The sequence below is a fragment of the Streptomyces sp. NPDC056452 genome, from assembly GCF_042796085.1.
In the GTDB taxonomy this organism is placed as follows: domain Bacteria; phylum Actinomycetota; class Actinomycetes; order Streptomycetales; family Streptomycetaceae; genus Streptomyces.
This window is the reverse complement of record NZ_JBHTRI010000002.1, coordinates 182,514-200,346: the sequence shown is the minus strand read 5'-3', so window position 1 is coordinate 200,346 and position 17,833 is coordinate 182,514. Positions and strand designations below refer to the sequence as shown.

General features: G+C 70.2%; 13 protein-coding genes. 5 read left to right on the top strand and 8 right to left on the bottom strand.

Annotated elements, in window-relative coordinates:
- Positions 1 to 127 precede the first annotated feature (127 nt).
- Positions 128 to 1,630 (top strand): VWA domain-containing protein, encoded by a 1,503-nt coding sequence (locus ACFQ6X_RS03230; RefSeq protein WP_383175054.1) that lies wholly within the window; start codon positions 128 to 130, stop codon positions 1,628 to 1,630.
- Here ACFQ6X_RS03230 and ACFQ6X_RS03225 read toward each other — a convergent pair.
- Complete coding sequence (locus ACFQ6X_RS03225) at positions 1,564 to 2,757, bottom strand: sensor histidine kinase (RefSeq protein WP_383175397.1); 1,194 nt, start codon at positions 2,755 to 2,757, stop codon at positions 1,564 to 1,566. The two genes, ACFQ6X_RS03230 and ACFQ6X_RS03225, sit on opposite strands and share 67 nt — an antisense overlap.
- A gap of 62 nt (positions 2,758 to 2,819) precedes the next feature.
- Positions 2,820 to 3,473 carry a response regulator transcription factor gene (locus tag ACFQ6X_RS03220; RefSeq protein WP_383175394.1) on the bottom strand — a complete coding sequence of 218 codons (654 nt, stop codon included), beginning with the start codon at positions 3,471 to 3,473 and terminating at the stop codon, positions 2,820 to 2,822.
- Between the two features lie 147 nt (positions 3,474 to 3,620).
- Here ACFQ6X_RS03220 and metG point away from each other — a divergent pair, with 147 nt between their 5' ends.
- Entirely contained in the window at positions 3,621 to 5,234 is a 1,614-nt protein-coding gene (metG, locus tag ACFQ6X_RS03215) for a methionine--tRNA ligase (protein ID WP_351166213.1), read from the top strand.
- A 77-nt stretch (positions 5,235 to 5,311) separates the two neighbouring features.
- Here metG and ACFQ6X_RS03210 read toward each other — a convergent pair whose 3' ends face one another.
- The 3 genes from ACFQ6X_RS03210 to aspS all read right to left on the bottom strand — a co-directional run bounded on the left by ACFQ6X_RS03210 (position 5,312) and on the right by aspS (position 9,160).
- Entirely contained in the window at positions 5,312 to 6,061 is a 750-nt protein-coding gene (locus ACFQ6X_RS03210; RefSeq protein WP_383175050.1) for a hypothetical protein, read from the bottom strand.
- A gap of 206 nt (positions 6,062 to 6,267) precedes the next feature.
- Complete coding sequence (locus ACFQ6X_RS03205) at positions 6,268 to 7,197, bottom strand: intradiol ring-cleavage dioxygenase (RefSeq protein ID WP_383175047.1); 930 nt, start codon at positions 7,195 to 7,197, stop codon at positions 6,268 to 6,270.
- 145 nt (positions 7,198 to 7,342) lie between these two features.
- Positions 7,343 to 9,160, bottom strand: coding sequence for an aspartate--tRNA ligase (gene aspS, locus ACFQ6X_RS03200; protein ID WP_383175044.1), 1,818 nt, complete (start codon positions 9,158 to 9,160; stop codon positions 7,343 to 7,345).
- 195 nt (positions 9,161 to 9,355) lie between these two features.
- On the opposite strand from aspS, the gene ACFQ6X_RS03195 reads away from it, so the two are divergent.
- Entirely contained in the window at positions 9,356 to 11,461 is a 2,106-nt protein-coding gene (locus tag ACFQ6X_RS03195) for a SpoIIE family protein phosphatase (protein WP_383175041.1), read from the top strand.
- A gap of 91 nt (positions 11,462 to 11,552) precedes the next feature.
- Here the strand turns inward: ACFQ6X_RS03195 and ACFQ6X_RS03190 are convergent, their stop codons facing one another.
- The 3 genes from ACFQ6X_RS03190 to ACFQ6X_RS03180 form a co-directional block, all read right to left on the bottom strand.
- The gene (locus tag ACFQ6X_RS03190; protein ID WP_383175038.1) at positions 11,553 to 12,608 is read right to left on the bottom strand and encodes an AI-2E family transporter; all 1,056 of its coding nucleotides are present in this window, start codon (positions 12,606 to 12,608) and stop codon (positions 11,553 to 11,555) included.
- Positions 12,609 to 12,698: 90 nt separating this feature from the next.
- The gene (locus ACFQ6X_RS03185; RefSeq protein ID WP_383175035.1) at positions 12,699 to 13,655 is read right to left on the bottom strand and encodes a pirin family protein; all 957 of its coding nucleotides are present in this window, start codon (positions 13,653 to 13,655) and stop codon (positions 12,699 to 12,701) included.
- Positions 13,656 to 13,840: 185 nt separating this feature from the next.
- On the bottom strand, positions 13,841 to 14,281 hold the full coding sequence (locus ACFQ6X_RS03180) for an SseB family protein (RefSeq protein ID WP_307126116.1): 441 nt from the start codon (positions 14,279 to 14,281) through the stop codon (positions 13,841 to 13,843).
- A gap of 166 nt (positions 14,282 to 14,447) precedes the next feature.
- Between ACFQ6X_RS03180 and ACFQ6X_RS03175 the strand changes: the two genes are divergently transcribed.
- Complete coding sequence (locus ACFQ6X_RS03175; protein WP_383175031.1) at positions 14,448 to 16,274, top strand: acyl-CoA dehydrogenase; 1,827 nt, start codon at positions 14,448 to 14,450, stop codon at positions 16,272 to 16,274.
- Positions 16,275 to 16,447: 173 nt separating this feature from the next.
- The gene (locus ACFQ6X_RS03170) at positions 16,448 to 17,746 is read left to right on the top strand and encodes a M18 family aminopeptidase (protein WP_383175028.1); all 1,299 of its coding nucleotides are present in this window, start codon (positions 16,448 to 16,450) and stop codon (positions 17,744 to 17,746) included.
- Positions 17,747 to 17,833: the final 87 nt, after the last annotated feature.

Sequence of the window (17,833 nt, the reverse complement as noted above, 5' to 3'; positions counted from 1 at the left end):
CGCAGGGGCGGGCCGCGCCACCGAACGGCCGGATCCGGCCGCTAACCTTACGTATCCGCCCTGGCCAGGGATCAATTCCCGCAGTACGGACATTTATCGCCACCAACTCATGCGAAAGGCCTCGCCCATGGGCATTCGGAGCTTGCTGCGCAAGGTGTTCGGCCGCACGGAGCAGGACGAGCCGGTCACGGCCACCGTCCCGCCCCAGGCCGAGCGCACCCAGCCCACGGAGCCGGAGCCGGAGACCACCACTTCGGCGGCCGAGCCCGCGAAGGCCTCGGTACCGGCACCGGCCTCCTCCTCTTCGGCGCGGTCCACCGCGGACCGGGAGAACGGACTGGCCACGGACCTGGTGGCGGAGGCCTTCGACAAGGCGGCCACCACCACATCCACCTCGGCCTCCGGGCCCACGCCGACGGTTCCGGCGCAGGGGTCGGCCCCTGACGCCAAGCCGGCCGCGGCTGCCGCGGCCGTCGCGGAGACCACGACCGTCGCGGACGAGCCGGCACCGGCAGCCGAGGCGGCCGACCCGACGCCGATCACGATCGACATCGACGCGGAGCCGGAGCAGGCACCCGCTGCGGTCGCCGAGCCCGCCGAGACGGCCGTCGAAGCCGCGCCGGTCGTCGAGGCCACTCCGGTCGTCGAGATCGTCGAGGTCGAGACCGCCCCCGAGGCCCCGGTCGCCGAGCCGGTCGTCGAGGCCCCGCCGGTCGCCGAAGAGGTCACCGCGAAGGCCGAGCCGGTCGTCGAGCCGGTCGCCGAAGCCGAGCCTGTCGTCGAGGTCGCACCGGTCGCCGAGCCGATCGCCGAAGCCGCGCCGGTCGCCGAGGTCGCGCCGGTCGCCGAGCCGGAGCCGGTCGCCGAAGCCGCGCCGGTCGCCGAGCCGGAGCCGGTCGCCGAGGCTCCCGCCGCCGCCCCGGCCCCCGCTGCCGGCGGTAAGCCCGCCGTCACCCTCGCCCGGGTCAAGGCCGCCGCGCCCGAGCTCGTCGCCCCCTACAAGGCGGCGCAGGCCGGGCTCAAGGCTCACGCGCTCACCGGCCTCCGGGCGAACGTCTACCTGGTGCTCGACCGGTCCGGGTCGATGCGGTCGTTCTACAAGGACGGCAGCGCACAGCACCTGGGCGACCGCACCCTGGCACTCGCCGCGCACCTGGACGAGAACGCCACCGTGCCCGTCGTCTTCTTCTCGACCGACATCGACGGCACCGGCGCGATCGACCTCACCGCCCACGAGGGCCGGATCGACGAGCTGCACGCGGGGCTCGGGCGCCTGGGACGTACGAACTACCACCGTGCCGTCGAGGAGATCGTCACGCACTACGAGAAGTCCGAGGCCACCGGGCCCGCGCTGGTGATCTTCCAGACGGACGGCGCCCCGGACGCCAAGCAGGCCGCGAAGCAGGCGCTGGCGGACGCGGCACGGCTGCCGCTGTTCTTCCAGTTCGTCGCGTTCGGCGACGAGGACGCGAAGGGCTTCGACTTCCTGCGCAGGCTCGACGTCGAGAACGCCGGGTTCTTCCACGCCGGCCCGGCACCGCGCGAGGTGCCCGACGCGACGTTCTACCGCGAGGTGCTCGCCGGGCTTCCCGCCTGGGCCGCCGCCCGCGGAATCGTCGCCGGGGACTGATCCACCGGCAGCCGTACGGTCACGGCGAGCCCGCCCCCGGGGCCGGGTACCGCCGTGACCGTACCGCCGTGAGCCACCGCAATAGAACGTACGATCGATAGGCCGAGGCCTGAGCCCTGACCCATCCGGTCCCGCCCCTCACCGCGCCTGAACGGCTCGAAGAACCCCGCGATGTCCCCCTCGGTCACCACGGGACCGGTGTTGCGAACCACCAGGGTCCCGCCCGCGGACAGCGCCACCCGCACGGAACCGCCGGGCACGTTGTACCTCACCGCGTTGGACAGCAGGTTCGCCACCAGCTGCGCGAGCAGCTGCCGGTTCCCCCGTACCGCACACGGCTCCGCCGCGACCGTCACCTCCGGGTGGGCCGAGGGGCGCTCCGCCGCCACCGCGGGCCGGGCCGCCTCCTCCGTCACCACCTGCGCGAGGTCGAACTCCTCGCGCTCGCTCTTCGCCAGCCCCCGCTCGCTGCGCGCCAGCACCAGCAGCCCCTCGATGAGCCGCTCGCTGCGCCGGTTGTTGTCCAGCAGCGTCTGACGGGTCCGTACGAGCTCGTCCGGCGACGGATCGTCGAGACCCACCTGGATCGCGGCCCGCTGGGTGGCCAGCGGGGTGCGCAGCTCGTGCGAGGCGTTGGCGATGAACCGCCGCTGGCTGTCGAACGCCTTCTCCAGCCGGGCCAGCAGCGCGTCCAGCGTCTCCCCGAGCTCCTTCAGCTCGTCGTCGGGACCGCTGGAGGCGATCCGCTCGTGGAGGGTGTGCTCGGAGAGCCGCCTGGCCTTCGCGGTCATCGCGTGGACGGGCCGTAGGACCCGCCCGGCCGTCCACCAGCCCACGGCGACCGCGCACGCCGTCATGACGAGCAGCGCGGCGACCGACCAGTACATGAGCTCACGGCCGGCGGCGTCGCTCACATCGTCGGTGAGGTCGTAGACCGTGGGCGGACCGAGGCGGCCCCGCGTGTGCAGGGGGCCGTTGACCGCGAAGCCCGGCTGGGCGACCGCGGCGGACGTGGCGATGGCCCGCGCCTGCGAGTCCGTACCGGCGCGGGAGGCCAGATTGACCGTCGTGAGCAGGGCCGTACCGAGGATCAGAAACACTCCGCCGTACACGAGGGCGATCCGCATCCGGATCGTCGAGTGCTGGACCTGCGAGGCACCGGTCGCCCGCAGCCGCCTCAGCAGCCGCTTCACAGGGCGTACCCCACGCCCTGCACCGTGCGGATGAGGGCGGGCTCCCCGAGCTTGCCGCGCAGCTTGCTCATACAGACGCGGACGGCCCCGGTGAAGGGGTCGGCGTTGGCGTCCCAGGCCCGTTCCAGCAGTTCCTCGGCGCTGACGGTCCCCCCGTCGGCCTCCAGCAGCAGTTGCAGCACGGTGAACTCCTTCGGCGACAGGTCCAGGTCCCGCCCGTCCCGCGTCGCCGCCCGCCGCACGCTGTCGAGCCGGATGCCGTGCCGCTCCAGCTGCGGCGGTACGGGCCGGGCGCTGCGCCGCCGGAGCGCGCGCACCCGCGACACCAGCTCGGGGAACTCGAAGGGCTTGCTCACATAGTCGTCCGCTCCGAGATCGAGCCCCTCCACCCGGTCCTCCATGGTCCCCGAGGCGGTGAGCATCAGGATCCTGGTCCGGGAACCGGAGGACACGAGCCTGCGGGCCACGTCGTCGCCGTGCACCCGGGGCAGATCACGGTCCAGGACGACCACGTCGTAGTCGTGCAGGCCCAGGTAGGCGAGCGCCGCGTCCCCGCTGTACACGGTGTCGACGGCGAAACCGGCCCGCCGCAGCCCGGTCGCCACCAGCTCGGCCAGGATCTCCTCGTCCTCGGCGACCAGTACCCGCATCGTGTTGTCTCCCGCCTCGCGCACGCGTGCCCACTCCTCCCAGGATGCGTCTTTGGTACGGGAAGGGATGTTTCGCAAAGCTCTCCGAGCACCGGGCCGCTTTTAACGATGTGAGTGGAACTCCCACGGACCGTTAGGATTTCGACCATGGCGGCCACTGGATCCGAGAAGCAAGGGGGCGACGGCGTGAAGAGTTTCTACGTATCGACCCCCATTTACTACGTCAACGACGCTCCTCACCTGGGGCACGCCTATACGACCGTCGCAGGCGACGTGCTCACCCGCTGGCACCGCCAGCGCGGCGAGAAGGTGTGGTACCTCACCGGCACGGACGAGCACGGTCAGAAGATCATGCGCACGGCCGAGGCGAACAACGTCACGCCCCAGGCCTGGTGCGACAAGCTCGTCGAGGAGGCCTGGAAGCCCCTCTGGGAGCACCTGAACATCGCGAACGACGACTTCATCCGTACGACGGAGAAGCGGCACACCGACCGTGTGCAGGAGTTCGTGCAGGACCTGTACGACAAGGACCAGATCTACAAGGGCGGGTACGAAGGCCCGTACTGCGTGGGCTGCGAGGAGTACAAGCTCCCCGGCGACCTGATCGAGTCCGAGGACGGCACGAAGCTGTGCCCGATCCACAAGAAGCCGGTGGAGCTCCTCAAGGAGGAGAACTACTTCTTCAAGCTGAGCGAGTACGGCCCGAAGCTCATGGAGTTCTACGCGGCCAACCCGGGCTTCATCCAGCCCGAGTCCGCGCGCAACGAGATCGTGAACTTCGTCAAGCAGGGTCTGCAGGACCTGTCGATCTCGCGCTCCACGTTCGACTGGGGCGTCCCAGTGCCCTGGGACCCGAAGCACGTCATCTACGTGTGGATCGACGCGCTGCTCAACTACGCGACGGCGGTCGGCTACGGCGCCAACCAGGAGAAGTTCGACGGTACGTTCCCGGCGAACGTGCACCTGATCGGCAAGGACATCCTGCGCTTCCACTCGGTCATCTGGCCGGCGATGCTGATGGCGCAGGGCCTGCCGCTCCCCGGCAAGGTCGTCGCCAACGGCTGGCTGATGGTCGGCGGCGAGAAGATGTCCAAGTCGAACCTGACGGGCATCAAGCCGCAGGACCTGACCTCGCACTTCGGCGTGGACGCGTACCGCTGGTACTTCCTGCGGGCCATCGCGTACGGCAGCGACGGCTCGTTCTCCTGGGAGGACTTCAGCGCCCGCTACACCTCGGAGCTCGCCAACGACTACGGCAACCTCGCCTCGCGGGTCGCGGCCATGGTCGGCAAGTACTTCGGCGGCGCGCTCCCGGAGGCCACGGCCGCCGGTGACGCCGAGCGCGCGGTCCAGGAGGGCCTCGCGCAGGCCGTCGCCGCGGCGGACCTGAAGATCGGCGAGGAGCTGGACTTCCAGGGCGGCATCCTGGCGATCTTCGACTTCGTGAAGCAGGTCAACGGCTACATCACGGAGCAGGAGCCCTGGAAGGTCGCCAAGGACGAGTCGCCGGAGGGCCAGGCCCGGCTCGCGACCATCCTGTACACGGCGGCCGAGTCGCTGCGCGGTGTCGCGGTCCTGCTCAACGCCGTGATGCCGGACACCTCGCAGAAGCTGTGGGAGTCCCTGGGCGCCGAGGCGTCGCTGGGCGCCCTGAGCGAGCAGCGGGTGCAGGACGCGGGCCGCTGGGGACAGCTGTCCGTGGGGACGACGGTGACGAAGGGCGCGGTGCTGTTCCCGCGCCTGGAGGAGAAGCCCGCTTAGCAGTCGTACGCGGCCTTGCGCAGGCAGCTCAGAGCCCGGGACCGGACATCGGTCCCGGGCTCTCGTACGTACGGTCCTCACAGCCCCAGCGCCGCGGCGTCCCCCATCACGATCACGGGGTACTTCACCGGGTCCAGGATGAGCAGGAGCTCCCTCATCCGTTCCTCGGGAAGCGAGACACAGCCCTGGGTCGGGCCTCCGTGGTCCACATGGATCCAGATGCCGCCGCCCCTCTCCTCGCCGAGCGGCCGGGTGCGGTCCAAGGGGGTCGTGCCCGGGATCCGGTTGTAGTTGATGGCGACGACATAGTCGAAGGACCCGTCCAGGGGCTCCCCGAAGAAGCCTTCGCCGCTCACCGCGAAGCGCGACTGCTCGTCGTACGGGAGCAGCGCACCGGGATCGGCGAGGCGGCCGCCCGCGTCGGTGAGGCTGTAGACGCCGATGGGCGATCTGAGGTCGTCCGCCATGTGGAAGTCCGTCCAGCCCTCCATGCCGTTGTGGGCGGGCCAGGGGCCTGCCTCCGGTCTCCAGCCGAGAGCGGGGTCGTCGCGGGTGTAGAGCACGGCCGTGGACAGGTTGGCGTCGGGGCCCTCGCCGGTCACCACGACGGCCTGCCGGGCCGAGTCCGGGATCTGCGCCCGGGTGTTCGGGCCCAGCCCCGGAATCTCCCGGGGGCGGACGGGCTCGGGAGAGGGGGACGCCGCGGCCGAGGACTCGGGACCGGCGGCACCACGGGGCGCCGAGGTCTGCACCGCACCGGCGGAGCAGCCGATGACCAGCAGGAACAGAACGACGAGAAGGGCATACGGGCGGCGCAGGAGGGACACGGTGCGGAGCTCCTCAATGACGGGCGGTCGGTCTTCTTCGGTGCCAGTCATTGCCGGGCCCCGCGGCGTCGAATCGGAACCGGGGCCATCCGGCTGTACGGGTTCCGTGCACCCGGGGCGGGGCGCGTTCCGCCCGGCTGTCCGTACGCAGGGGGAAGGGCCCGGAACCGTGGGGTTCCGGGCCCTTCCCCACGTGACGGAGAACCCTAGAGACCGGTGCCGTCGTTGGTCTCGTCCGGGTCGACGCCCATCGTGATCGAGCCGGTCACTCCGCGCGCCATGCGGCCCTTGCCGTAGCTGAGCTTGAGCAGCCCGCCCGTGACACCGCTCCGGTCGTAGATGGTGTCCTCGGTCAGCGTCGTGCGGGTAGTGGTGCTGGTCGAGTACGGCTCGATCCTGGCCGAGTCGAGGACCGCGGACTCGGCGAAGAAGAACTGGCCGGTGTGGCAGGTGTGCCCGCCCTCGTACCCGGCGTCGGTCATCTTCCCGCCGACGTGCACCTTGGTGTGGATGTGCACGGCACGGCCCTGGTACCAGCCGGGGAAGATCGTCCTGAACTCCACGTACCCGTGCTGGTCCGTGAGCTGTGTGCCCCGCAGGTAGCGCTCGTCGTCGGTGGGTTCGCTGTGCCCGCCGCCTCCTCCGCCGGGGCCGCCGGACGGGGGAGTCCCGGTCGGAGTGCCCGTGGGGGCGTCGGTCGGGGCATCCGTGGGGGCGCCGCTCGGTGGGGTGCCGCCGCCGGGGCCGCCCTGGCTCATGCTCTCGTAACCGGAGTAGATCCCCAGCGCGTCGCAGTGCCAGATGTCGACCGCGGCCCGCTTCAGCGGCTTGCAGGTGTCGGAGTCGATCACCTTGAGCCGGAGGGTCAGCGGGATGCCCGCCTTGTCCTCCGTGATGTCCTTCCGGATCTTGTCGGCGTCGATGTAGTACGGGCCCTCGGTGGTCTCCGAGGTCAGCCGGTAGCACGCCTCGCTCCGACCGCTCTTCTTGCCGCTGCCGCTCTTCTCCTCGCCGGCCGAGGCAGTCGCGACGACCCCGGCACCGATGCCTGCGGCAGCCACGGCCGCACCACCTGCGAGGATCACGCGTCGGCGGGTCAGATCCTTTTTGTGTGCGGGTCCCTGATTCTCTGTCATGAGGGGTGAGGCTAGGCAGCCCAGCTGGCAGGGACGTGAGCGCAGGCTGTGCGTTCCTGTGCGTATCCCGTGCGCGCACGAAAACAGTCCCCGGCCGGGTGGCCGGGGACTGTTTCACGTGGAACCGAAGCGGAACCGCTGACGCCTACTTCGCGCCGGTGTCCCTCGCCACGGAGTCCTTGGCCTCCGCCTTCTCCTTGGCCGACGCGACGGGCTTGCGGAGCTGGATGTTCAGCTCACGCAGGCGGGTCTCGTCCAGCTCGCTCGGGGCGCCCATCATCAGGTCCTGGGCGTTGCCGTTGAGCGGGAAGGCGATCGTCTCCCGGATGTTGGGCTCGTCGGCCAGCAGCATCACGATGCGGTCGACGCCCGGGGCGATGCCACCGTGAGGCGGGGCGCCGAGACGGAACGCGCGCAGCATGCCCGCGAACTCCCTCTCCACGGTCTCCGCCTCGTAGCCGGCGATCGCGAAGGCCTTCAGCATGACCTCGGGCTCGTGGTTACGGATGGCGCCGGAGGACAGCTCGATGCCGTTGCAGACGATGTCGTACTGCCACGCCAGGATGTCGAGCGGGTCCTTCTCCTCCAGGTCCTTCATGCCGCCCTGGGGCATGGAGAACGGGTTGTGCGAGAAGTCGATCTTCCCGGTGTCCTCGTCCTTCTCGTACATCGGGAAGTCGACGATCCAGCAGAAGCGGAAGACGCCCTCCTCGAAGTGGCCGGCGCGCTTGGCGGCCTCGACGCGGACGACGGACATGATCTTGGAGACCTCGTCGAACTCGCCCGCACCGAAGAAGACGGCGTGGCCCGGGACGAGGGCCAGACGCTCGGTGAGGGTCTTGATGTCCGTCTCGGTGAGGAACTTGGCGATCGGGCCCGCCAGCGTGCCGTCCTCGCCGACGCGGACCCAGGCGAGACCCTTGGCGCCGTGCTCGACCGCGTACGCACCGAGGCCGTCGAAGAACTTCCGGGACTGGCCCGCGGTGTCCGGCACCGGGAGGGCGCGGACGTGCTTGCCGGCGAAGGCCTTGAACTCCGAGTCCGCGAAGATGTCGGAGATGTCGACGAGTTCCAGCTGGGCACGCAGGTCCGGCTTGTCGTTGCCGTACTTCAGCATCGACTCGCGGAACGGGATGCGCGGGAACGGCGAGGTGACAGGGCGGCCGTTGCCGAACTCCTCGAAGAGCTCGGTCATGAGCTTCTCGATCGGCTGGAAGACGTCCTCCTGCTCGACGAACGACATCTCGACGTCGAGCTGGTAGAACTCGCCGGGCGAACGGTCGGCGCGGGCGTCCTCGTCGCGGAAGCACGGCGCGATCTGGAAGTAGCGGTCGAAGCCGGAGATCATCAGCAGTTGCTTGAACTGCTGCGGCGCCTGCGGAAGGGCGTAGAACTTGCCCGGGTTCAGGCGGGACGGGACCACGAAGTCGCGGGCGCCCTCGGGGGACGTCGCGGCGAGGATCGGCGTCGCCATCTCGTTGAAGCCGAGGGCCACCATCTTGGAGCGGATGGAGGCGATCACGGACGAGCGCAGCATGATGTTGCGGTGCATGCGCTCGCGACGCAGGTCGAGGAAGCGGTACTCCAGGCGCCGCTCCTCGTTGACCCCGTCCTCGGCGTTGATCGTGAAGGGCAGCGGGGCGGCCTCGCCCAGCACCTCGACCTCGGTGACCTCGATCTCGATCTCGCCGGTCGGGAGCTCCGGGTTGACGTTGTCGGCGCCGCGCGCGGAGACCTTGCCGTCGATCCGGACGACGGTCTCCTTGGTCAGCTTCGACAGGGCGTCGTTGCCGGGAGTGCCGGGGCGGGCGACGAGCTGCACCAGACCGTAGTGGTCGCGCAGATCGATGAAGAGGATGCCACCCAGGTCTCGGCGATTGTGCAGCCAGCCGCTCAGCCGGACGTCGGTGCCGACGTCAGAGGCGCGGAGCTCGCCGCAGGTGTGGGACCTGTACCGATGCATCGTCGTTCATCCAGTCTTCGCGGTCGGGGTGGATTGACACCCCAGGCTACCGCCCGTAGGCGCACCACTTCATTGACATTGATCCCGCACGGCCTCCCGGGCCGCACCGGACGCGGCCGGTGACCCTGAGCGGACGGCCGCCGGGCGGCCGTCCCTCGGTGGCGTCCGTGGAGAACATCTTCATAAAGTGGGGCAATGCGCACCGAGGAGATCCTGGCTGCGATCGGGACCGGCCTGTGGAGCTGGGACAGCTCCGCAGGCACCGTCACGCTCGACGCGGAAGCGGCCCGGCTGCTCGGTCTGCCTGCCGAGGCCTCGGTCTACCCCTCGGCGGAGGTACGCCCCCGCTTCCACCCGGCCGACTGGAACGAGATCGACGGGGTGGTGAACTTCGCGATCGCCGAGGACACCGTTGCCGAGGCGAGACTGCGGATCGTGGACGCGCAGGGCACGGTGCTCCGTACCGTGCGCAGCCGCTCGAAGCCCGTTCCCGTCAAGAGTCCGGGTCGCTTCGAGTACGTACTGATGGGCATCCTCCAGGAGGTCGCCGAACCGTCGGCGGGAGTCCCGGCCGCGCTCAGCCCGATCACCGGGGACTGGCGCCGTTCGCGCGAGGCCTTCCTGCTGGACGCGGGGCGCGCGCTGGCCGAGGCCGGGTCCACCGAGGAGGTCCTGCGGGTCGCCGGGTCGCTGTCGATGCCCGGGTTCTCGCCGGACGGGCTGGCCGTCTTCGGCATCTCGGGCGAGCGCCTGACCGTCGTCGGCCACCACGGGCACAACATGGGCGACGAGAAGCCCTTCACCGACATGCCGCTGGAGACCGACTACCCGGCCGCCGAGGTGGTGCGGACGGGGCAGGCCATCTATCTCCCCTCGCCGGATGCGTACCGGCAGCGCTTCCCGACCACCTGGCCGCTCGCCCGCGGCTTCGGACGCCACTCCTGGGCCTTCGTGCCGCTGATCGCGTCGGGGCACACCATGGGCGCCTGGATGGCCGCGTTCCGGCACAGTGTGGCCTTCTCGCCGGACGAGCGGGCCGTGCTGACGACCGTGGCCAAGATGCTGGCACAGGCACTGGCCCGCGCCGGGGCGGCCGAGACCGAGCGCGAGCTGTCCCTGGGGCTGCAGAAGGCGATGATGCCGTCCCTCGGCCCGGGCGTGCCCGGCCTGACGGTGGCCGCCCGCTACGTCCCGACCGGCGGCGGCCTCCAGGTCGGCGGCGACTGGTACGACATGATTCCGCTCCCCAACGGCCGTATCGCCCTCGTCATCGGTGATGTCCAGGGCCACGACGTGCGGGCCGCGGGGCTGATGGGCCAGCTGCGGATCGCCCTGCGCGCCTACGCCTCCGAGGGGCACCGTCCCGACGCCGTGCTCTCCCGTGCCTCGCGCTTCCTGTCCGGGCTCACCGAGGAGTACGACGGCGCGGAAGAGGACGAGGCCACCTCGGCACGCTTCGCCACCTGTCTGTACGCGGAGGCCGACCCGGACACCGGCACCCTCGACATCGCCCGGGCCGGCCATCCCGACCCGGTCGTGATCAACGTCGACGGCACCGCCGTGATCCGCCAGACCGCCGGAGGGCTGCCGCTGGGCATCGAGAAGGACGCGGACTATCCGACGACCCGCGTCGTCCTGGAACCGGGCGAAACGATCATGCTGTGCACGGACGGGCTCATCGAGACCGGCGGGCACGACATGGCCACCGGCTGGACCAGGCTCAGACCGATCCTGGAGGAGCCCACCGAGGACCTGGAGAAGCTCGCCGATTCCCTGGTACAGGCGGTGCACGGCCCTGGCTCGCACCACACGACCGGGCCCCTGGTGGACCGCCGCGAGGACGACATCGCGGTGCTCGTGCTGCGCCGGGAGGGCGCGACGATCCGCACGGCACCGGGGCGCCGCTCGGCGATGACCATCGCCCAGGCCGAGCCCGAGCGCATCGCCGCCGCCCGGCAGCAGCTGCGTGAGCTGCTGCACGACTGGTCCGACGGGGAGCAGATCGACGCGGCGGAGCTGCTGGTCTCGGAGATGTCGACGAACGTCCTCGTCCACACGGACGGGGACGCGCTGCTGGTCGCCGAGGTGAGCGGGGACCGGGGCGAGCGGCTGCTGCGCGTCGAGGTGGCCGACGCCAGCGACGAGCTCCCGCACAAGCGGCGCCCCGGCGAGATGGCGTCCAGCGGGCGGGGACTGGTCCTGATGGAGATGCTCGCCGACGCGTGGGGGGTGGATCCGCGGGGGGAGGGGAAGTCGATCTGGTTCGAGCTGTGCGAGTCGCCGGAGCCACCGGAGTCCTGAGGCTCGTGCGGTCGCCGGCGTTCAGGCGGTCATCTCGTGCGGTCGCCGGCGTTCAGGCGGTCATCTCGTGCGGTCACCGGCGTTCAGGCGGTCATGAGGGCTCAGGGGCCTCGTAGACCTTGCGCAGTTCACCGATCACGCCGAACACCGCCGCGCACAGCGGCACCGCGAGCAGCATGCCCAGCAGGCCCGCGACGCTCGCGCCCGCGGTCAGAGCGATCATGATCATGGCGGGGTGCATCTGGACCGTGCGGCTCTGGATGGCCGGCTGCAGGACATGGCCCTCCAGCACCTGGACCGCGAGCACCACCCCGAGCGCCCAGAGCGCGATCACGAACCCCCGGTCGGCGAGCGCGACGAGCACCGCGACCGCGCCGGAGAGGAAAGCACCCAGATACGGGATGTAGGCGCCCACGAAGACCAGGGCCCCCAGCCCCACCGCACCGGGCACCCGCAGGATCAGCAGGCCCACCGTGATGCACAGGGCGTCGATGAGGGCGATGAACGTGGTGCCGCGCATGAAGCCCTCGACGGCCTCGAAGGCCCTGCGCCCCATGGCCTCCACCAGGGCACCGGTACCGCGCGGGGCGATGCTGTGGGCGAGGCCCGCCGCCCGGTCGGAGTCACGCAGGAAGAAGAAGGTCAGCAGGAGCGCCAGGACGCCGGTGGTGATGAGTGAGCCGATCAGGCTGATCCCGCTGAGCAGTCCGCCCGCGGCGCTCGCACCGAACTTCTCGACGAGGCTCTTGGCGTTGTCGGCGAGGTCGTCCACGTCGGCGACGCCGGCGATGTCGAAGTGGTCGATGACCCACTGCGCGGCGTCCTTCAGCGAGTCGACGATCTGGGCACCCGTGTCGACGAGCGCCGTGACGACGATGTACCCGGCGCCGCCGACCACCCCGACGAGTGCCACGCAGGTGAGCCCGGCGGCCAGCGACCTGTTCACCTTGTGGGCGGTCAGCCAGCGGTGGACCGGCCCCAGCAGTGCCGTGCCGAGGAGGGCGAGCAGGACCGGGGTGACCGCCGTCTTGAGCACGACGACCAGCCAGATCGCCACTGCCGCCACACCGGCGGCCAGGAGCAGCACGCCGCACCAGGCGGCCGTCCGCCGCGCGATGTCGGGCAGGAGGGGCTTCCGGGTAGGCACCCTTCCACCCGATCACGGGGCCGACGCGGCGGCCCGCCCGCAGGGGCGTACGGGTGACGGTCCGTCACCCGCGCGCCCCGTGCGGTGCGGTCACATGCCGTGGACCGCGGGCACCGTACCGAGGCGGCCCGCCTGGAAGTCCTCGAAGGCCTGCCTGAGCTCGTCCTGGGTGTTCATCACGAACGGCCCGTAGTGCGCCATCGGCTCGCGGATGGGACGGCCGCCGAGCAGCACGACCTCCAGGTCCGGGGTGTTGCCGTCCTGCGCCTCGTCGGCGCGGACGGTCAGCGAGGACCCCGTACCGAACACGGCGGTCTGCCCCATGCGGACCGGGCGGCGCTCCTGGCCGACGGTCCCGCGTCCGGCCAGGACGTACGCGAGACCGTTGAAGTCCTCGCGCCACGGCAGGGTCACCTCGGCGCCCGGCCGGACCGTCGCGTGGACCATGGTGATCGGGGTGTGCGTGATCCCCGGGCCCTCGTGGCCGTCCAGGTCACCGGCGATGACGCGCAGGAGCGCGCCGCCGTCCGGGGAGGCGAGGAGCTGGACCTGGCCGCCGCGGATGTCCTGGTAGCGCGGGGCCATCATCTTGTCGGCCTTGGGCAGGTTCACCCAGAGCTGGAGGCCGTGGAAGAGGCCGCCGGACATGACGAGGGACTCCGGCGGGGCCTCGATGTGCAGCAGACCGGAGCCCGCCGTCATCCACTGGGTGTCGCCGTTCTCGATGGTGCCGCCGCCACCGTTGCTGTCCTGGTGGATGAAGGATCCGTCGATGAGGTAGGTGACGGTCTCGAAGCCGCGGTGCGGGTGCCAGGGGGTGCCCTTGGGCTCTCCGGCGGCGTACTCCACCTCACCCATCTGGTCCATCATGATGAACGGGTCGAGGTGCCGGTAGTTGATCCCGGCGAAGGCGCGCCGCACCGGGAAGCCCTCACCCTCGAAGCCGCTCGGCGCGGTCGTGACGGTCAGCACGGGGCGTGCCACGGCATCGGCCGGGGCGGCGACCTTGGGCAGGGTCAGCGGGTTTTCGACGGTCACTGCGGGCATGGGAGCCACCTCCGGAGGGTCTTCTGCATTCAATTTAGTTGAATGGTGAACATCTAGCAAGGCGACATTCATTCCCGCCCGGCCCCGGACCGCGCGAAGGGGCCCGTACCCAGTCGGTACGGGCCCCTCCCGGGTCCCGCGGTCAGCGTCCGCGCAGCGACGAAGGCCTCGAGGCCGCGCCGCCCTCAGCCGTACATGCGGCGCATGGCGAAGTCGACCATCTGCTCCACGGCCTTGGCGTCGAAGACCATACGGTGATCGCCCTCCATGTCCAGGACGAAGCCGTAGCCGGTCGGCAGCAGGTCGATCACCTCGGCCCCGGTGATCACGAAGTACTTGGACTCCTTGCCCGCATAACGCCGCAGCTCCTTGAGCGTGGTGAACATGGGGATCACCGGCTGCTGGGTGTTGTGGAGGGCCAGGAATCCGGGGTTGTCGCCGCGTGGGCAGTAGACCTTCGAGGTCGCGAAGATCTGCTGGAAGTCCTCCGCCGACAGGGACCCGGTCGTGAAGGCCCGTACCGCGTCAGCCAGGGAGGGCGGCGAGGGTTCGGGATACAGCGGCTGCTCGCCGTAGCCGCCACCCATCTGCTGCTGTGCACCCGGGTTCTGGTCGTAGCCATACATGCCGCAAAGAGTAATCGGACACATCGAGCCTTGAGGGGTTGCGTCTTATTACTGACGGGTAGCATCATCGTAGGGGTCAGCTGATATACCCACGTCCGCCCGTCGCCCGATCCTCACTCCTCCACGGGGCGCTGCGCGCCACTGCTATTGATTACGGAGCCTTCCCATGGGGCACTACAAGTCGAATCTCCGCGACATCGAGTTCAACCTCTTCGAGGTCCTCGGGCGCGACAAGCTGTACGGCACCGGCCCGTTCGCGGAGATGGACGTCGACACGGCGAAGACCATCCTTGACGAGATCACCCGGCTCGCGGAGAACGAGCTCGCCGACTCCTACGCCGACGCCGACCGCAACCCGCCGGTCTTCGACCCGGAGACCAACACCGCACCGGTCCCCGACACCTTCAAGAAGTCGTACCAGGCCTTCATGGACTCCGAGTACTGGCGCCTGGGCCTTCCCGAGGAGATCGGCGGCACCACCTCCCCCCGCTCCCTGATCTGGGGTTACGCGGAGCTGCTGCTCGGTTCCAACCCGGCCGTCTGGATGTACTCGTCCGGCCCGGCGTTCGCCGGCATCCTCTTCGACGAGGGCAACGAGGCGCAGAAGAAGGTCGCGGAGATCGCCGTCGAGAAGCAGTGGGGCTCGACGATGGTGCTGACCGAGCCGGACGCCGGTTCGGACGTGGGCGCCGGCCGCACCAAGGCCGTCGAGCAGGAGGACGGCTCCTGGCACATCGAGGGTGTGAAGCGCTTCATCACCTCGGGCGAGCACGACATGTCCGAGAACATCCTCCACTACGTGCTGGCACGCCCCGAGGGCGCCGGCCCGGGCACCAAGGGGCTCTCCCTCTTCCTGGTCCCCAAGTTCGAGTTCGACTGGACCACCGGTGAGCTCGGTGCGCGCAACGGCGTCTACGCGACGAACGTCGAGCACAAGATGGGCCTCAAGGCGTCCAACACCTGCGAGATGACCTTCGGCGACCAGCACCCCGCGAAGGGCTGGCTCATCGGTGACAAGCACGAGGGCATCCGCCAGATGTTCCGCATCATCGAGTTCGCCCGCATGATGGTCGGCACGAAGGCCATCGCCGCCCTGTCGACCGGCTACCTCAACGCGCTGGAGTACGCCAAGGAGCGCGTCCAGGGCACCGACCTGTCGCAGTTCATGGACAAGACGGCCCCCAAGGTCACCATCACGCACCACCCGGACGTGCGCCGCTCCCTCATGACGCAGAAGGCGTACGCGGAGGGCATGCGCTCCCTCGTGCTGTACACCGCCTCCGTCCAGGACGCGATCCAGGTGCAGGAGGCCGCGGGCGAGGACGCGAAGGCGCTGAACGGCCTCAACGACCTGCTGCTCCCGATCGTGAAGGGCTACGGCTCCGAGAAGTCCTACGAGCAGCTCGCGCAGTCGCTCCAGACCTTCGGCGGCTCCGGCTACCTCCAGGAGTACCCGGTCGAGCAGTACATCCGTGACGCCAAGATCGACACCCTGTACGAGGGCACGACGGCGATCCAGGGCCAGGACTTCTTCTTCCGGAAGATCGTCCGCGACCAGGGCGCCTCGCTGAACACCCTCTCCGAGGAGATCAAGAAGTTCCTCGCGGGTGCTCAGGGCAACGAGGAGCTGTCCGGCGCGCTGGACAGCCTCGCCAAGGCCGTCGTGGACCTCGAGGCGATCGTCGGCACGATGATCACCGACCTCACCGCGACCGGCGAGGACGTCAAGAACATCTACAAGGTCGGCCTCAACACCACCCGCCTGCTCATGGCCTCCGGCGACGTCGTCGTCGGATACCTGCTGCTGAAGGGTGCGGCCGTGGCAGCCGAGAAGCTGCCGAGCGCCTCCCCGAAGGATGTCGCCTTCTACCAGGGCAAGATCGCCGCCGCGAAGTTCTTCGCCGCGAACGTCCTGCCGGGTGTCTCGGCCGAGCGCGCGCTCGCCGAGGCCGTGGACAACTCGCTGATGGAGCTGGACGAGGCCGCGTTCTAAGGTCCTCCTCAGTCCTTCGGCAGAGACGGCCCGCCCCGGGTACCCGGGGCGGGCCGTCCCCATGATCGGCACCCCGGTCCGGCGCACGGACGGCGGCCGTTTCCGGACGATGGGCCGCGGCCCTCGTCCGACGCGGCGAATGCTCCCGTTCAGCCGTCGTTAAAGTGAAGAGCATGAGTTCTCCCCTCCGCTTCGACCGCGGTCACACCGACGACCTGATGGCCTTCCTGATGGCCGGTCCCTCCCCGTACCACGCCGTGGCCGCCGCCGCGGCCCGGCTGGAGAAGGCGGGTTTCCGGCAGGTCGAGGAGACCGCGGAATGGGACGCCACCACGGGCGGGAAGTACGTCCTGCGCGGCGGGGCGATCGTGGCCTGGTACGTGCCGGAGGGGGCCACGGCCAACACCCCGTTCCGTATCGCCGGCGCGCACACCGACTCCCCCAATCTGCGGGTCAAGCCGATGCCCGACACGGGGTCCTACGGCTGGCGGCAGATCGCCGTCGAGATCTACGGCGGAACGCTCCTCAACACCTGGCTCGACCGCGACCTCGGACTCGCCGGCCGGATCTCGCTCCGCGACGGGACGCACCGGCTGGTCAACATCGACCGCCCGCTGCTGCGCGTGCCGCAGCTGGCCGTGCACCTGGACCGGTCGGCCAACACCGAGGGGCTCAAGCTCGACCGCCAGAAGCACATGCAGCCGATCTGGGGGCTGGGTGAGGTCGAGGAGGGCGACCTCATCCGCTTCGTCGCCGAGGAGGCGGGCGTCGACGCCGACGACGTCACCGGGTGGGACCTGATGCCGCACGCTGTCGAGGCGCCCGCCTACCTGGGCCGCGACCGCGAGCTGGTGGCCGGACCTCGCATGGACAACCTGCTCTCCGTGCACGCCGCGACGGCCGCGCTGGCCGCCGTGGCCGGGCAGAGCGACGACGAGATCCCGTACATCCCCGTACTGGCCGCATTCGACCACGAGGAGAACGGCTCCCAGTCCGACACCGGCGCGGACGGACCGCTGCTCGGCGCGGTCCTGGAGCGCTCCGTGTTCGCCCGCGGCGGCAGCTACGAGGACCGCGCCCGGGCGTTCGCCGGGACCGTCTGCCTCTCCTCCGACACCGGTCACGCGATCCACCCCAACTACGGTGAGCGCCACGACCCGACGCACCACCCGGTGGTCAACGGCGGCCCGATCCTCAAGGTCAACGTCAACATGCGGTACGCGACGGACGGCAGCGGCCGGGCCGTGTTCGCGGCGGCGTGCGAGAAGGCGGGCGTGGAGTGGCAGACGTTCGTCTCCAACAACGCGATGCCCTGCGGCACGACGATCGGTCCGATCACCGCCGCCCGGCACGGCATCCAGACCGTCGACGTCGGCGTCGCGATCCTCTCGATGCACAGCGCCCGTGAACTGTGCGGCGCCGACGACCCCTACCTGCTGGCGAACGCCCTGGCGGCGTTCCTGGCCGGCTGACCCTCCTCCTCCTCAACAGGTCACCGGGACATGGTTGTTGCCGGGCCGGGTACGCGACCGGTACACCGGCCCGGATTCACCGGGTCG

What these genes read in the sequence shown, in the direction of transcription:
- ACFQ6X_RS03230 (WP_383175054.1), top strand. Translation starts at nt 128, where the DNA reads ATGGGCATTCGGAGCTTGCTGCGCAAGGTGTTCGGCCGCACGGAGCAG.
- ACFQ6X_RS03225 (WP_383175397.1), bottom strand. Translation starts at nt 2,757, where the DNA reads ATGCGGATCGCCCTCGTGTACGGCGGAGTGTTTCTGATCCTCGGTACG.
- ACFQ6X_RS03220 (WP_383175394.1), bottom strand. Translation starts at nt 3,473, where the DNA reads ATGCGGGTACTGGTCGCCGAGGACGAGGAGATCCTGGCCGAGCTGGTG.
- metG (WP_351166213.1), top strand. Translation starts at nt 3,621, where the DNA reads ATGGCGGCCACTGGATCCGAGAAGCAAGGGGGCGACGGCGTGAAGAGT.
- ACFQ6X_RS03205 (WP_383175047.1), bottom strand. Translation starts at nt 7,197, where the DNA reads ATGACAGAGAATCAGGGACCCGCACACAAAAAGGATCTGACCCGCCGA.
- aspS (WP_383175044.1), bottom strand. Translation starts at nt 9,160, where the DNA reads ATGCATCGGTACAGGTCCCACACCTGCGGCGAGCTCCGCGCCTCTGAC.
- ACFQ6X_RS03195 (WP_383175041.1), top strand. Translation starts at nt 9,356, where the DNA reads ATGCGCACCGAGGAGATCCTGGCTGCGATCGGGACCGGCCTGTGGAGC.
- ACFQ6X_RS03185 (WP_383175035.1), bottom strand. Translation starts at nt 13,655, where the DNA reads ATGCCCGCAGTGACCGTCGAAAACCCGCTGACCCTGCCCAAGGTCGCC.
- ACFQ6X_RS03180 (WP_307126116.1), bottom strand. Translation starts at nt 14,281, where the DNA reads ATGTATGGCTACGACCAGAACCCGGGTGCACAGCAGCAGATGGGTGGC.
- ACFQ6X_RS03175 (WP_383175031.1), top strand. Translation starts at nt 14,448, where the DNA reads ATGGGGCACTACAAGTCGAATCTCCGCGACATCGAGTTCAACCTCTTC.
- ACFQ6X_RS03170 (WP_383175028.1), top strand. Translation starts at nt 16,448, where the DNA reads ATGAGTTCTCCCCTCCGCTTCGACCGCGGTCACACCGACGACCTGATG.